Below are 14,741 nucleotides of genomic sequence, written 5' to 3'. Positions count from 1 at the left end.
CTATCAATCAACCGCTGCAAAACTTAAGCGTATCACAGGCTAGCCGCTCTTTCTAATACCTTTTGTTTAGCAAGTTTTGCCGTACGCGCGTCGGCAATCACACTACAAATCGGTGCGCCAGCCGGTATCACGCTGTCAGGTTGCGGAATATCACACACCCATTCTGGCCAATCCATTTCTGCTGGCACTTTTGCGATTTGATTCGCGTAAACAATCTGAATCGCCCGCGATGATTGATCAACAACAGGCCACTCTTGTAATTGTCCCAAACAAGCCGCCGCATGTGCAGCAAATAGTTTGCCGCGTTTTGCTTGATACAAACTCAAACTGGCACTCAACCGCGGATTGATTTCCAAGGCAAATACTTCATTATCCTGCACAAGAAAATCGCAACTATTTAAACCTTTTAAGCCTAATGTTTGAGTGATTGACTGTATAAATTCGGTGAGCTTATTTTGGATATTTCCATTCAATTCAACATGGCTCACCGCACCGCCAAAGCGATATGGTGACAATGTCGTTGGGCTGCACCATTGCTCATTAAAGCCTAGTATCAGTGCATTTTTCCCATCGGCTAAAAATAAGCAGGAAATGGGTGTACCAGACTGCTTATTTTGATAGTAGACCTGCGTCATTGGCTCTAAATCTAAAGTTAAGTCTAAAGGTAGTACAGATTTAATATGCTCACCGCCACTTGCACCGATGGTTTTTTGCAACCAACCCAGTGTATTGATAGGTTTTTCAAACACAGTTTCTGGATACAGCATACTTAACACATCACACAAGGCAAAAAAATCGCGTGGCTGTTTGCATTGCTCAATCACTTCAGCAGTGTTGCCGATAATTGGCAACAACAAAGCGATTTGCTTTAACAGTTCAGGTTGTGCCTCGAATCCTGCGCCATAAGCAAATCCTATACAGTCGCTCAAATCTATTTGGTTTAAAGCATGTAGTAAATGCTGCGGATGAAACTGACCGTGATTTACCTCAATCTGAATCACTTTTTTTGCTGAATTTTGGGTGTCTACATCTGCAAACGCGTCAATCGCAATGACTTCAAAACCAGCATCTACCGCCGCTTGTACATAACAGCGGCTGGATATTGCCGCGATGATAATCGTATTAATCACGCAAAATCAGCGTTAACTATAAAGCTCTGGCAATATCAAAAGCATGGTTATAAGCGAGATGCACAGGATGTTCCGCTTTCAGCATTTGCTGTAACATGGTTTGCTGAGTTTTGTATTTTAGTTGACCGATAGCTAGCGCACCGATTCCTTTAATCTCATGACCGTTAATCTCACGCCCAAGAATTTGTGTATCGGCAATCACTTGTCCGTCGCTCATCACATCAACGCCGGCCGCGCCTGATGGCGCAACTGCATTCACATCCGCCACAATTTTCAGCGTTGTAGATGCACTAAAATGCGCATGTTCTAACACTCTAACGCCTGCTGCCGCTGCGCAAATCGCTACAGTAGCCGTTTGCAAAATCTGCGTTTTCTTTGCATCATCCGAGCCATCCACCACGTATAAATTAACTCCATATTTTGCCTGCAAATCCCCTGCGTAAACTTGCATTTGCGCTAATTCTTTGTGCGCGACCAACTGTACCGTTGCCCCTAACGATGCAGCAATTAAAGCCGCGGTACTGCCTACCGTACCACCAGCACCAAAAATGGCAATAGTTTGCGTGGATAATGTTTGCTGCTGGCTTTTAAGTAAAGCATCAATTTTAGCCAACATGGCTGCGGCGGTTGTAAACGCGCCAGAAGGATCCGCAAAGGTAGACATTTCAAACGGTGTAAACATGGCATTTTTTGCGGCGTGCTGCATGGTTAATGCCAGATGAATATCACGCCCGCCAATAAATAGCGCCTCGCGTTTTACGCCTGAAGGACTGCGCGAAAAAATCGCATCCTGAGTTAAGCCAGCGACCTCATTAAGCGCCACATTGGTATACGGCATTATTTTGTCAAAACCCGCATCGTACGCCATATTCACATCAAACGGACTAGCGTTTTTGGCAGCGGTGATTAAATGTAATATAGAAACTTTTTGCATGATGGTTGCTTATCTTTTTAATTTTGAGTCTTTAATTTTAACTAAATAAATAACGTTAACCTGAGTAAATAACTTTAACTAAGTTGAATCGTCGCGCCCGTATTTTTAGCGCGCACCAGTCGAAATTGTACTTGGTTAAGTTTAGAGAACTGCTGTTGTAATTGATTCAATATTTTATTGGCGGCATCGTCACTCTCAAAGATAGCAAAGCCAGTCGGCCCCCAAGAGCTTTGTCCTGCGCAGATAATACCTTGCGCATTGATATAATTTAACACTTCAGCGACCTTGCTACTTTTGTAATGTCCGCCTTGGGCAGTAGAAAAATAGTTTCCTGTAGCCAGTTGCAATGCATGGATCGCTTCAGAGAATTGCGCATAATCGCGTTCGATAATTGCAGGTAGCGCTTGCATTAACACGCTGTGACTTAACGCCTGCGCAGTAGCAAAATCTGCTGACTTTAATGTCTCAAAAGCTTGCAATTCTGCATCGCCAAATACACCTTGATCATCGTTATCCATGATCAACAAAATCGGCCAATCTTGCGCAAAGTCGTGGCGTGCAATAATTGGCGGAACTTGTAGATTGTTTTTTTGGGAATTATTTTCTTGAGAGTTACTTTCTGGCTGTATTTTTCTGCCACCATCTAACACCAATCCACCGTGTTCAAAAGTACCGATTCCCACACCTGAACGATTGCCTCGATTAGTTAGACTTGCCAGCTGCGCGGTGGTTAAATTTAAATCACATAAAGCATTTATCCCAGCACTTATCGCTAAAGCCATTTGCGTACCAGAACCCAAGCCGGCATGTTCAGGTATATTTTGTTGAATATCCACCAAAAAATTAACATCTATTTTTAGCTTATTTTTGATATTTTCGACGATTTTAACAACATAATTGCAGTTTTTACCTGCAATTAACGTTTTTTCACTTTTTGCAATAGTTAACTGCGTTATTGGTGCATTCAACGCCAAACCCAAACTACCAAATAGACGGCCCTTGCTACCATTCAAATCCACAAACCCCATATGCAAACGTGCCGTGGTCGTCACAGTGACTTTTTCAAGATATAACTTTTCTTGAGGCTGCAACTTTTCAGAATTTTCAGGCGATATTGGATTTAGAGGATTCATGGCTTACTTTGGCAATTTTACACTTAACTATTTTCTATTATTTTAGCTTAAACGGTCAAAATGCGGATGGATTAACCAATTTAGTCTTATTGGGCTAATCATGTAACGTGACATTAACAGGCTATTTTGGCACAATATCGAACATAAACAATTAACAATCAATAGTGTGGATATTTATAAAGCACTATTAATCTAGTTCTTCTGCAAAATTAAGGGATTTCAGCATGTCAGCAGCTCACGTAGTTCCATTTGAACAGCTCCGCAATACAGATGTAGGCTCAGTTGGTGGTAAAAATGCGTCTTTAGGCGAAATGATTTCACAGCTAAAGGCCAAAGGTGTACGCGTACCGACTGGTTTTGCTACAACCGCTCATGCATTCCGTGAGTTTTTAGCACAAGATGGTCTAGATAAAAAAATCAACGACTTGCTGGATAACCTAAATGCAGATGACACGCAAGCTTTAGCGATTTGCGGTGCGCAAATTCGCGCCTGGATGATGGATGCACCGTTTCCAGCTGCATTAAATGCTGCAATCGCCGAAAATTATGCACGCTTGACTGATAACTCTGCCGCGGGCACCACTTTTGCGGTGCGCTCTTCAGCCACTGCAGAAGATTTACCTGATGCTTCTTTTGCTGGCCAGCAAGAAAGCTTTTTGAATATTCATGGTTTAGATAACATTAACCACGCTATTAAAGAAGTATTTGCTTCTTTATATAACGACCGCGCGATTTCTTACCGCGTGCATAAAGGTTTTGTGCACGCCGATGTGGCTTTGTCTGCAGGCGTACAACAAATGGTGCGCTCTGATATTGGCTGTGCCGGCGTGATGTTTACGATTGATACAGAGTCTGGCTTTAAAGATGTCGCATTCATTACCTCTTCATACGGTTTAGGTGAAACAGTTGTTCAAGGCGCTGTGAATCCAGATGAATTTTACGTGCATAAGCCATTATTAGCGCTTGGCAAGCCAGCGATTGTGCGCCGTACCATGGGTTCTAAACTCATCAAAATGGTATTTTCAGATGCAACGCAAGCAGGCAAAAGCACCAACACAATCGATGTTGAAACAGCAGATTCTGAGCGTTACTCATTAAGTGATGAGGATATTTTAGAACTGGCGACTTATGCCATGACGATTGAAAACCACTACGGCTGTCCGATGGATATTGAGTGGGGTAAAAACGGTTTGGATAACAAACTTTACATCTTACAAGCGCGTCCAGAAACAGTTAAATCGCAAGAACTACTTAAAAACGTAACAGAAACCTACAAACTGCAAAAACATTCAGCTAAACCACTGGTTGCTGGACGTGCGGTGACACAAAAAGTGGGCGTTGGTCCAGTGAGAATCGTGTTAGATCCTTCACAAATGCATGAAGTGCAACCAGGCGATGTATTGGTTGCCGATATGACAGACCCGAATTGGGAACCTGTGATGAAGCGCGCTTCTGCTTTGGTGACTAACCGTGGCGGCCGTACTTGTCATGCTGCGATTATCGCGCGTGAATTAGGTATTCCAGCGATCGTTGGCTCAGTCAACGCGACAGATTTATTGCGCGAAGGTGAAATCGTGACGGTTTCCTGTGCGGAAGGCGAAACTGGTTTTGTCTATCACGGTGCATTAGATTTTGAAGTATCGACACAAGCGAACAGCGCGTTACCTAAACCACCTTGCAAGATCATGATGAACGTCGGCAACCCAGATATGGCGTTCAGTTTTGCGCAAATCCCTAATGATGGCGTTGGTTTGGCGCGCTTAGAATTTGTGATTAACAATATGGTTGGTATTCATCCTAAAGCGATTTTAAATGTCGATGCCATGCCGAAAAGCATTCAAACCATCATTAAAAGCCGTGCGCGTGGTTATGCTTCACCGAAACAATTTTATATCGATAAAGTAGCCGAAGGTGTTGCAACTATTGCCGCTTCTTTCTACCCAAAACCAGTGATTGTGCGTACGTCTGATTTCAAATCAAACGAGTACAAAAAACTAGTCGGTGGTGATATCTATGAGCCAGATGAAGAAAATCCGATGATTGGCTTCCGCGGTGCGGCGCGTTATATGGCAGAAGACTTTAAAGAATGTTTCGCCATGGAATGTACTGCCATGAAAAAAGTACGCGATGAAATCGGCCTAGTTAACGTAGAGTTAATGATTCCTTTTGTGCGCACTTTGGATGAGGCCAAAGCGGTGACTGAAATCATGGCTGAGAATGGCCTTAAACGCGGCGAAAATGGTTTGCGCATTATCATGATGTGCGAAATTCCATCTAACGCATTACTGGCTGAACAATTCTTAGAATATTTCGATGGATTCTCAATCGGCTCTAACGATTTAACGCAATTGACATTGGGCATGGATAGAGATTCTGGCATCTTGGCTGACGGCTTTGATGAGCGTAATGACGCAGTGAAAGAGTTGCTGAAAATGGCAATCAACACTTGTAATCGCTTAGGTAAATACGTGGGCATCTGTGGCCAAGGCCCATCAGACCATCCCGATTTCGCTGAATGGCTGGTTGCTGAAGGCATACAATCTGTTTCATTAAATCCAGATACGGTAGTTGCAACATGGCAACGTCTCACTAAAAAATAGCATCAGCTAATAAAAGGTTGTATTCAAATGGATCACCGTACTGTATTTTTTATTTCTGACGGCACTGGCATTACTGCGAGTGCGTTGGGAAAGTTGCTGGAACATTTTCCACGCACGAATTTTAAGCAAGTACGTTTGCCATTTACAGACACCTTGGAAAAAATTGAGCTTGCTAAGGAGGCGATACTGCATGCGACAGAAGAAGACCAAGCGCGCCCAACAGTTATTATGTCGCTGGGGAATATAGAGTTACGTAATTGCTTAAAAAAAGCAAACGCCTATTTTATTGATCTATTCACAACATTTATTGATCCATTAGGTGTAGAGCTAGATCAAAAACCACTGACTGGTGCGGGCATTGCGCATAGTGTGATGGGCACCAATTATCATGAGCGTATGGAAGCTATTAACTTCACACTTGGCCATGATGACGGCATGACTAATTCTGGCCTTGATGAAGCGCAAGTGATTTTAATCGGCGTATCGCGCTGCGGAAAAACCCCAACCAGTATTTATTTAGCAATGCAATTCGGCATTAAAGCAGCCAATTACCCGTTGATTCCAGAAGATTTTGAGCGTGGCACATTGCCTGAAGTGTTGTATAAACATATCGACAAGATTTTTGGTTTAACCATCAAACCAGAACGCCTACATTCTGTACGTTCTGAACGTAGACCTGATAGTTTTTATGCTTCTTTGGATAATTGCCGTAAAGAAATCGCCACTGCTGAAAGTCTTATGCGCAGCAATGACATTACTTGGGCAGATTCGACCAGCCGTTCAATTGAAGAGTTGTCTGCCATTATTTTGCAAAAAATACGTAAGCCTGTGAAACAAGCGGCTTAATTACCAAGTAATTAAGATATTAATCAAATAAATATTAGTTAAATAAATAGGTTAAGTTAACCTTATTAAAACCGCAAAAAGAGGCTTAAAAGCCTCTTTTTTGTTTTACAGAATTAAGTTAAACAAGTGATGACTTTGAAAGCACCTATTTTAGAAATGGTTTGATTTTGCCAAGAATCTCATCTGATTCTGGCAGGACAGTACTTTCATAGGCAAACACCTCTTTACCGCCTGGCAAAATCACATATTTATAGAAATTCCATTTTGGCGTGACACCAGACTTTTCAGCCAATTGCTTGTAAAAAGGATTGGCATTTTCACCTGAAACGGAACTTTTTTGCGTCATCGGAAAGTTCACTGCATAAGTCAATTTACAAAAATCGCCTATCGCTTTATTGTCGCCTAGCTCTTGCTTAAAATCATTTGACGGGAATCCAACTACTAACAAACCCTGTTGCTTATATTTTTTGTATAAACCTTCCAAAGCTTCAAATTGCGGCGTAAAGCCACACTTACTCGCCGTGTTCACCACCAAAATTGGTTTGTCTTGATAATCACACAAGTTGATTTTCTCGCCTTGTAAAGTCGTGTATTGATGATTGTAAAGCGCTGAACAGGTCGCAGCATTCGTTATCAGGCTAGCACTCAAAACAAACAATCCAAACAAGCCCACGCCTAAATTTCTTTTCATATTCCCAGTCATCATATTGGCTTTCAAAGTAAGTTAATGGCATGTTTAACTGACTAAAATTAAGGCGTTTCGTTCGATTAGTGACCGTTAAAAATTGGACTAAACCAATCAACTACCTCTAACTGATATCGCCTGTATTGGCATGTCACTTTAATAGTCATCAGCTAAACGTTGATTGCTATGTCAATAATTAGAATTTATTACATATTAATTACAGTTTTTTAATGAATCTGAAATAACTAAATTTTATAATAATGGTTATATAAAATTACTTGCTTATTCTTTTTTTACCGCTTAATAGGAAATCATCATGAAATTGAGTCTAATTGCCCTTGTATTCGCTGCTACATTCACAACATCATTACTTGCTAGCGCTTGCCAAAAAACAGTCATGGGCGGTTGTACTCAAGAACCAACACACGATACATCCAGTCATATGAAATCAGAGATTGTGAATCGAGTAGAACCTGTAAAACCAGCAATTACCAATCAAGCAAACACTTCCAATACAGCTAAAATTGGCGCAAATAAATCAAGCAGCACTGGAAATTTAATACAAACAGTCAATAAAGTGGTCATCAAATAACAGGCTTTTTTAAGTGATTAATTTGTATATCTAGTAACCGTCCAGTATAAATATAAAGCCAATCCTGCAATTGATAGGCTTTATATTTTTCTATGTAAAGTAATTCTGACAAAAAATTCCTCTCACGTCCTACATTTACTCTCAAATTTATTGATTAAGGTTTGGTTATACCAACTCAGTTGAGCTAGGTTTTTTCATCAATTCTGGAGAAGATCATGAACAAATTAAATACATTAATCGCAATTACATTTCTTTCATTCGCGTCCGCACAAGTTGTTGCAGCACCACCAGTAGAAGATGCTCCGCCAGCACAAATGCAAAAAGATAAAGTGCCAAATAGTACTGATAACGGCAATTATCTTGAGCCACAACCTACCGAAAATCATGATGCAAAACCTGCAGATAAACACCATAAAAAAGACAGTAAAAGCAGACCTAAAGGTAAAAATGTGACAGAAGAGCCAAAAGACGGTGGCGTTGAAGTAACGCCTAAATAAAAATATTATTAAAATCGAAAAAGCCCTTTGAATAAGGGCTTTTTATTTATAGTGTTTATCAATCTTGGTTGACTGGATTGCTTGAAACTAACTTTTGGCGGAGAGAGAGTCCTCAATATAATTTGTTCCAATAAGTCCAAGCTTATCCAAATAATTCACTAATAATGCTTATATTCAATATGTTGCGATTATATATTGTCTTTTTTAGTATTTTTATGTTGCCTTCTGCATTTATCAAACCGATAATATAAAGGGGTCTAATAAAGGGTCTTTAAAAACCTATTTATTTTAAACATTAAAGAATTATATTAAATGGCAAAACGATTAACAGACAAAAAGGTACAAAACTCCCCACCAGGACGGTATTACGATGGGAATGGTTTACTCTTGAGAGTAAGAAATTCAGGTTCACGTGATTTTGCTTTAAGAATAACCGTTAACGGTAAAACATCAGATTATGGGCTTGGAGGTTATCCCATAACCACCCTATCAGAAGCTAGAGATAAAGCTTATTCATTGAGAAAAAACATTAAAGGTGGTTTAACTATTGAACCTAAAATTAATTTAGAAAGCCAATTAATAATAAACTTGGCTAATGATTATCTAAAATCTCATGCCCCAGCCTGGAAGGGCACTAAAAGCGAGAATCAGTGGCGTTCCTCTTTAATTAACTATGTATATCCCAAAATTGGTAAAAGGCTCGCGAAAGATATTAAAACTTCTGATGTTTTATCCATCCTAAAACCCATTTGGGAAACCAAAAACGAAACTGCTAATCGAGTTAGGGGGCGTATAGAGAAAATTCTTGACTATGCAACTGCTCAAGGCTTTAGAAGTGGCGATAACCCTGCAAGATGGAAAGGGCATTTGAGTACAATTTTACCAAAACCAAGCTTAATGTCATCGGTGAAACATTTTCCAGCAATGGATTACCGTCATATCCCGGAATTTTGGGTAAAACTTAAAAGCATGGAAGGAACTGGAGCGGCTGCCCTTAAATGGACAATTTTGACTATTGCTCGTTCAGGCGAAACTCGTGGTGCAACTAAATCTGAATTATCAGATAGTCTGTGGATAATTTCCGCTGAAAGAATGAAAGCAGGCAAAGAGCATCGAGTGCCACTTGTTCAAGAAGCCATTGATTTAATACCTAGCTCATTAATAGAAAATGATAATTTGCTATTTAAGTCTCCCAGAGGTGGTAAGTTATCTGATATGAGCATTTCAGCTGTTTTAAGACGTATGGGATATGGAGATATTACTGTACATGGGTTTAGATCAACATTTAGAGATTGGGCCGGAGAAACTACTTCCCATCCAAGAGAGGTGATAGAACATGCCCTTGCCCATCAACTTAAAAATAAAGCGGAAGCAGCTTATGCAAGAACCGACTTATTAGAAAAAAGAAGAAAATTAATGGCGGACTGGGCAAGTTTTGTAACGGGTAAAAATCAATGAATTATGATTTTAAATACATACCTAACCCGAAATATGATGCCAACAACAAAAATTTAAAATCTAACTTTCCCGAAATAATAGATCCACTTTGTGAAGCATCAAAACTATTTTGTCAAATTGAATTGAAGATTATAGAAATTCATTTTCTGGAAGATTTCGATCTCAGGAAAGTATACTTGGATGTATTTGACAGCTACTTAAATGAAATTAGATCCTATATAAACTATGCAGATAAAAGTAATGTTCAACACTATTTAAATGAACTTGCTGCATATGAAAATAATATTAAAGTATTTTTTCCATCAAAAATCAGATATGGAAATTTACTCAATAAAATATTTAATTCAGTTGAGGGTATAAATTATAAAATTTTGAGGGAAGAATATTCACATTTGAAATTCCACAAAATCACTTCAACACCAGAAAAAAAGCGATTATTTAATAAAGCTTTGAGGTTAATTGCTCATCACCAAGTTGCACCGCCCGCTTGGCTTGCAAACTTAATATTAGAAAATATCTTAGATTTACCACCTAAAAAAATTAAAGGTTTAAAAATAGAAAAATTTGAAGAGCTAATAAGTGAAATTAAAGCACGAGAAAAAACTAGCCTCTCTGACTTTGCAGCATCCAAAAACATTGAAAGAAGATATTTAGATAAAATAATTGAAAAAGGGAAATTGTTAGCACAAGAAGATTTATTAAGAATTTATCTATTGCCCTAAAATGTTACATAATCAAGTAATCAGTTTTGAGTTGTTATCCCAAAGATATGAAGGCTGTTTAATTGGCCTAGCAATCGGAGATGCACTTGGTACAACCGTTGAGTTTTGCCCTCGTGATAGCTTTTCAGAACTTACCACCATTATTGGTGGTGGGATATTCCATCTTAAAGCAGGTCAATGGACTGATGACACGTCAATGACTTTATGTTTAGCTGAAAGCCTAATTATATGTAATGGTTTCAATGCTCACCATCAAATGACCAATTATCTTAGATGGTGGAAAAACGGACACCTTAGTTCTACTGGTAGGTGCTTCGATATCGGTAACACCGTAAGAGCAGCCCTCTCCCGCTTCGAAAAAAGCGGCAACCCATATAGTGGCTCAACTAATATATTATCTGCTGGTAATGGCTCACTAATGCGCCTTGCACCTGTTGTTTTATATTTCTACCCATTGTTATCTGACGTTTTGCATTACTCAGCCGAAAGCTCAAAAACCACGCATGCAGCGCCTGAGGCAATAGAGTGTTGTCAATTATTGGCATTTATACTTTATCAAGCTTTAAGTGGTAAAGATAAGGCAACTACATTAGATGGAAGATCACTTCTCCTAATTCAGCCCAAAGTGATTTCAATAGCATGTGGAAATTATAAGCATAAGACTAAAAATGAGGTTAAAGGATCAAGCTATGTCATTGACTCATTAGAGGCTGCTTTATGGTGTTTTTATAACTCAACATCTTACAGGGAGGCAGTACTAATGGCAGCAAATCTAGGGGATGATGCAGATACTACGGCTGCAATCACAGGACAGATAGCGGGTGCATTTTATGGGGTAAACAATATCCCTAATCATTGGCAGAATATTCTCTATCAAGGAAAGGAAATTAAAGACATAGCAATTAAGCTACTTCATTGATTTGAGTCTTTTCTCAACAGCTTCAATTAGCTGGCTAGCAGTCATACCTAAAGCATTAGCTAGTGTAAATAATGTAGGGATAAGCGGTGATCTTGTCGCGCGTTCTAAAGAACTAATGTGGCTACGATCTACTTTTGCTAATTCTGCTAGTTTATCTTGAGTAAGTCCACGCTCTAACCTTTGCTCTTTTAGAACCTGACCAAAGACTATTGATGTGATATTTTTAGCTTTCATTTTAAGCGAGAGATTCGCTTATTATTTTGCCCTTGTCTGCATACAGTTGTATCCGTTATTATCGTGTTACTTATCTATCAATCATTTATAAACTTTACAAAGGCAATTTATGGAACAAGAAAAAAAGCAAGTTAGTGCCCTACTAATCTTAGGAGTTGTTTGCGTGCCTATAATATTTGTATGGTTTTTATTAAAAAAAGAATATAGCAATAAAGCTAGGATCTACGGTTTTGCATATGCAACTTTAGTAGCCTTATACGCTTTATACAAAGAGCCGGAGGCACAAATACCAGACACACCACCTAGCGCAAACGTCAGCATCCAAAGCGTTTCCCCTACTGTTGAACCTAAAGTAGAAAAAGAGTTAAAAAGTGATAATTACGAAGGGAAAATCGAGGATTACGCGCTGGAGCCTTATACAGCTAAGGGTGGTTTTGAGAAAACAATTAAAAAATATAATTCAAGACTAAATGAAATCACAAAATTCCGTAAATTAGCAGCAGAAAAATCCATTAATAGTGGCAAATGTGACACTGTGATTGCTTCAGAGTTGAGTGATAGCAGCACCTTAAAACATATGAAATTTTGGGTGGATTGCAATAATGGTGAAAGAATTTATTTAGATGAGTTTCAGCTTAAAAATAATGATGAAGTTTCAACACAAAAGGAATTAGCAATTAGCAAAGGTGATGCCATGATAGCCTGTGAAAAAGGTATCAAAGCAAATTCGAGATTTCCTATCTCTGTAGATATACATCACTTTAGTGGGACAACATACTATGAAGCACCAGCTACACATAATGTGAGATTAGAAATGAATTTTGATGCTAAAAATGCTCTAGGTAATGAATTGCCTTATAAAGCAATATGTACTTTCCAACCTGGAAAAGAGGGAGAAATTGAAATCGTTGAAAGATAAGTAAATAAAGTAGCTTTTGCGGCAATTTTCAATTTATCAAAAAAATCATCCACTCAACTCGTATAGATGATTTTTTCTTTTCTAAGTTAGTTGAGAAATAAAATTTAACTTCTGGTTTTGTTCCCTCGATATGTGGTACATTAATCGGAAGTTAAGTTAAGGGGTAACCAATGTTCGAACTAACGCCATCTTATGTACCACGTGCAGAAATATTCATAAATGAAAGTGTGCCAATGAGACTTTGGCGGCTCCACCCTTCTCTTGAGGAAAGTCTTTTTACTAAAGCAAATTCTATGGGCGCAGCAGCTAGGCTTGAAGCAACGCCAGCACATGCTCCTACTGCGGCAGGCAGCTTTCATTGGTTCTATACCGTTGCCGCACTTAGAACTGAGTTAAAGGCTCTGCGTTGGAATTTCAACGATAACAACAACTGTCCTTTAACTGTTTCACTTGAGAAAAACGTCATGATTGCTGTAATGACTGGCGATAAGGATACTGGCCGTCCAGCGGGATTTCCAAGAAATCAAGGCATCAAAGGCGTAGTTTTAGATAAAGCTATTAAGAAAAACTTACAGCTATTCGCAGGACAAGACGGAGCTGGGTCTGAGGGCACAGAACTTTGGGTTTTCTTGTATCACGTTGAGGTTGGTGGCGAAATTCGTATGGAGTTATCACTACCAGCTTCCTTTGTACGTGGAAAGATTATGGGTTGGAAAGAAAGAATTATCTTCAAACCTATTGATTCAAGGTCGGAGCCCAAAGTTTTACCTAGCTTTCCAAACGAAGATATAGATTTTGATGTAATACGTAAAAAAGCATAAAGAGTTACCATATGAAAGCATTAAATCCATCAAGGATTGAGTTCGCCCGTATCAGACGCAAATGGACTAAAGCAAAATTAGCGACCGAATTAAATGTAGATGTAAGATCAGTGCAGGGATATGAGGCAGGAGAATATACTCCTGAAGGGGATAAACTACAGCTGATAGCTGATAAGTTGAGGTTTCCCTTGTCTTTCTTCTATGGTGATGATTTAGCTGTTATAGCTGAACATACTGCAAGCTTTCGTTCTATGTCCAAAATGTCGGTAAGCTTGATGCAGAGCGCATTGAGTTCTGGAGCCATTGCATTCCTATTTAATGAATGGATAGCTTCTAAATTTACCCTTCCAGCCATCAACGTGCCAAATCTACATGACCTATCTCCTGAGGACGCGGCTGCAAGCTTGAGAAGAATTTGGGGTTTAGGTGAGGCGCCTATTCCTAACATGATTCATTTGCTCGAATCCAAAGGTATAAAGGTATTTTCTTTGGCAATAGAGGCTCATGAAGTTGATGCGTTTAGTGTCTGGCATCAAGAGCAACCATTCGTTTTTTTAAACACACAAAAATCTGCAGAGCGCAGTCGTTTTGATGCAGCACATGAACTTGGACATTTGGTCAGAGATAGTTACAGCATGTTGCATGGAGAGGCAGCACATAACCCAGAAATGGAAAAAGCGGCCAACGCTTTTGCTGCTGCTTTTTTAATGCCTAGCAATAGTGTAATCGCATATAAACCTACAATTTCAGAAATAGATTATCTTATTAAACTAAAGGCGGTATGGGGTGTTTCGCTAGCGGCATTAGTTAATCGAATGAACCAACTTGGACTACTTAGTGAGTGGAGACATCGAAACCTTTGCATTCAAATTGCTAAGCTTGGGTATAGGTCTAAAGAGCCAAGTCCCATGCGGCACGAAACATCAAAAATGCTTGCGAAAGTGTTTGAGATGTTAAAGGAAGAAAATGTATCTAGGGCGGATGTTGCAAGAGAATTGTCGTTACTACAAGAGGATATAGATATGCTCACTTTTGGTTTAACACTTACGAATGTATCGACTAATAATACCATTTCAATTACTAAACAAATTAAACCTACAAATGCATTAAAACTTGTTAAGTAACTCTCGTTAATTTTTTCCACGTCCTTTTAAGGTCACAAGCCGCTTCTCGAAATAACGCGCTAATCGCTTTCTACTGACATTGACCGTTTTAAGGATGGTTGAACCGTTAATTTTATTCGTCTCCGAT

General features: G+C 39.3%; 15 protein-coding genes. 10 read left to right on the top strand and 5 right to left on the bottom strand.

Annotation, left to right across the window (positions count from 1 at the left end; all coding sequences use genetic code 11):
* Nucleotides 1-32 precede the first annotated feature (32 nt).
* The 3 genes from METVE_RS0109350 to METVE_RS0109340 form a co-directional block, all read right to left on the bottom strand.
* The gene (locus METVE_RS0109350) at nt 33-1,130 is read right to left on the bottom strand and encodes an ATP-grasp domain-containing protein (protein ID WP_020168214.1); all 1,098 of its coding nucleotides are present in this window, start codon (nt 1,128-1,130) and stop codon (nt 33-35) included.
* 16 nt (nt 1,131-1,146) lie between these two features.
* The gene (locus tag METVE_RS0109345) at nt 1,147-2,064 is read right to left on the bottom strand and encodes an NAD(P)-dependent methylenetetrahydromethanopterin dehydrogenase (protein WP_020168213.1); all 918 of its coding nucleotides are present in this window, start codon (nt 2,062-2,064) and stop codon (nt 1,147-1,149) included.
* 74 nt (nt 2,065-2,138) lie between these two features.
* Nucleotides 2,139-3,197: a beta-ribofuranosylaminobenzene 5'-phosphate synthase family protein gene (locus tag METVE_RS0109340; protein ID WP_020168212.1), complete on the bottom strand. Its 1,059-nt coding sequence runs from the start codon at nt 3,195-3,197 to the stop codon at nt 2,139-2,141.
* 224 nt (nt 3,198-3,421) lie between these two features.
* Here METVE_RS0109340 and ppsA point away from each other — a divergent pair, with 224 nt between their 5' ends.
* Nucleotides 3,422-5,797, top strand: coding sequence for a phosphoenolpyruvate synthase (gene ppsA, locus METVE_RS0109335; RefSeq protein ID WP_020168211.1), 2,376 nt, complete (start codon nt 3,422-3,424; stop codon nt 5,795-5,797).
* 27 nt (nt 5,798-5,824) lie between these two features.
* A complete protein-coding gene (locus METVE_RS0109330; protein WP_020168210.1) occupies nt 5,825-6,643 on the top strand; it encodes a pyruvate, water dikinase regulatory protein in 819 nt (272 codons plus the stop codon).
* Nucleotides 6,644-6,788: 145 nt separating this feature from the next.
* On the opposite strand, the gene METVE_RS0109325 is transcribed toward METVE_RS0109330, so the two are convergent.
* Nucleotides 6,789-7,334, bottom strand: a complete 546-nt coding sequence (locus METVE_RS0109325) for a glutathione peroxidase (RefSeq protein ID WP_020168209.1) — start codon at nt 7,332-7,334, stop codon at nt 6,789-6,791.
* 310 nt (nt 7,335-7,644) lie between these two features.
* Between METVE_RS0109325 and METVE_RS0109320 the strand changes: the two genes are divergently transcribed.
* The 5 genes from METVE_RS0109320 (at nt 7,645) to METVE_RS0109300 (ending at nt 11,516) form a co-directional block, all read left to right on the top strand.
* Nucleotides 7,645-7,920: a hypothetical protein gene (locus METVE_RS0109320; RefSeq protein WP_020168208.1), complete on the top strand. Its 276-nt coding sequence runs from the start codon at nt 7,645-7,647 to the stop codon at nt 7,918-7,920.
* A gap of 215 nt (nt 7,921-8,135) precedes the next feature.
* Nucleotides 8,136-8,417 (top strand): hypothetical protein, encoded by a 282-nt coding sequence (locus METVE_RS0109315; RefSeq protein WP_020168207.1) that lies wholly within the window; start codon nt 8,136-8,138, stop codon nt 8,415-8,417.
* A 312-nt stretch (nt 8,418-8,729) separates the two neighbouring features.
* Nucleotides 8,730-9,875 carry a tyrosine-type recombinase/integrase gene (locus METVE_RS0109310; RefSeq protein ID WP_020168206.1) on the top strand — a complete coding sequence of 382 codons (1,146 nt, stop codon included), beginning with the start codon at nt 8,730-8,732 and terminating at the stop codon, nt 9,873-9,875.
* Entirely contained in the window at nt 9,872-10,597 is a 726-nt protein-coding gene (locus METVE_RS0109305) for a hypothetical protein (protein WP_020168205.1), read from the top strand. The genes METVE_RS0109310 and METVE_RS0109305 overlap by 4 nt, the downstream gene beginning before the upstream one ends.
* A gap of 1 nt (nt 10,598) precedes the next feature.
* A complete protein-coding gene (locus METVE_RS0109300; protein ID WP_020168204.1) occupies nt 10,599-11,516 on the top strand; it encodes an ADP-ribosylglycohydrolase family protein in 918 nt (305 codons plus the stop codon).
* Here the strand turns inward: METVE_RS0109300 and METVE_RS0109295 are convergent.
* Nucleotides 11,505-11,750 (bottom strand): helix-turn-helix domain-containing protein, encoded by a 246-nt coding sequence (locus tag METVE_RS0109295; RefSeq protein ID WP_020168203.1) that lies wholly within the window; start codon nt 11,748-11,750, stop codon nt 11,505-11,507. The genes METVE_RS0109300 and METVE_RS0109295 overlap by 12 nt on opposite strands.
* A 109-nt stretch (nt 11,751-11,859) precedes the next feature.
* Here METVE_RS0109295 and METVE_RS0109290 point away from each other — a divergent pair, with 109 nt between their 5' ends.
* The 3 genes from METVE_RS0109290 (at nt 11,860) to METVE_RS0109280 (ending at nt 14,614) form a co-directional block, all read left to right on the top strand.
* Nucleotides 11,860-12,669, top strand: a complete 810-nt coding sequence (locus tag METVE_RS0109290; RefSeq protein WP_020168202.1) for a hypothetical protein — start codon at nt 11,860-11,862, stop codon at nt 12,667-12,669.
* A gap of 170 nt (nt 12,670-12,839) precedes the next feature.
* Complete coding sequence (locus tag METVE_RS0109285; RefSeq protein ID WP_020168201.1) at nt 12,840-13,490, top strand: hypothetical protein; 651 nt, start codon at nt 12,840-12,842, stop codon at nt 13,488-13,490.
* An 11-nt stretch (nt 13,491-13,501) separates the two neighbouring features.
* A complete protein-coding gene (locus tag METVE_RS0109280) occupies nt 13,502-14,614 on the top strand; it encodes an XRE family transcriptional regulator (protein WP_020168200.1) in 1,113 nt (370 codons plus the stop codon).
* The last annotated feature ends 127 nt before the right edge of the window (nt 14,615-14,741 follow it).

The organism is Methylotenera versatilis 79 (assembly GCF_000384375.1).
GTDB lineage: Bacteria > Pseudomonadota > Gammaproteobacteria > Burkholderiales > Methylophilaceae > Methylotenera_A > Methylotenera_A versatilis_B.
This window is presented reverse-complemented; position numbering and strand designations above follow the sequence as displayed.

Excerpts from the sequence above, each read along its gene's own strand:
- METVE_RS0109340 (WP_020168212.1), bottom strand. The coding sequence starts at position 3,197 with ATGAATCCTCTAAATCCAATATCGCCTGAAAATTCTGAAAAGTTGCAG.
- METVE_RS0109310 (WP_020168206.1), top strand. The coding sequence starts at position 8,730 with ATGGCAAAACGATTAACAGACAAAAAGGTACAAAACTCCCCACCAGGA.
- ppsA (WP_020168211.1), top strand. The coding sequence starts at position 3,422 with ATGTCAGCAGCTCACGTAGTTCCATTTGAACAGCTCCGCAATACAGAT.
- METVE_RS0109345 (WP_020168213.1), bottom strand. The coding sequence starts at position 2,064 with ATGCAAAAAGTTTCTATATTACATTTAATCACCGCTGCCAAAAACGCT.
- METVE_RS0109295 (WP_020168203.1), bottom strand. The coding sequence starts at position 11,750 with ATGAAAGCTAAAAATATCACATCAATAGTCTTTGGTCAGGTTCTAAAA.
- METVE_RS0109320 (WP_020168208.1), top strand. The coding sequence starts at position 7,645 with ATGAAATTGAGTCTAATTGCCCTTGTATTCGCTGCTACATTCACAACA.
- METVE_RS0109285 (WP_020168201.1), top strand. The coding sequence starts at position 12,840 with ATGTTCGAACTAACGCCATCTTATGTACCACGTGCAGAAATATTCATA.
- METVE_RS0109300 (WP_020168204.1), top strand. The coding sequence starts at position 10,599 with ATGTTACATAATCAAGTAATCAGTTTTGAGTTGTTATCCCAAAGATAT.
- METVE_RS0109325 (WP_020168209.1), bottom strand. The coding sequence starts at position 7,334 with ATGAAAAGAAATTTAGGCGTGGGCTTGTTTGGATTGTTTGTTTTGAGT.
- METVE_RS0109290 (WP_020168202.1), top strand. The coding sequence starts at position 11,860 with ATGGAACAAGAAAAAAAGCAAGTTAGTGCCCTACTAATCTTAGGAGTT.
- METVE_RS0109280 (WP_020168200.1), top strand. The coding sequence starts at position 13,502 with ATGAAAGCATTAAATCCATCAAGGATTGAGTTCGCCCGTATCAGACGC.
- METVE_RS0109315 (WP_020168207.1), top strand. The coding sequence starts at position 8,136 with ATGAACAAATTAAATACATTAATCGCAATTACATTTCTTTCATTCGCG.
- METVE_RS0109305 (WP_020168205.1), top strand. The coding sequence starts at position 9,872 with ATGAATTATGATTTTAAATACATACCTAACCCGAAATATGATGCCAAC.
- METVE_RS0109330 (WP_020168210.1), top strand. The coding sequence starts at position 5,825 with ATGGATCACCGTACTGTATTTTTTATTTCTGACGGCACTGGCATTACT.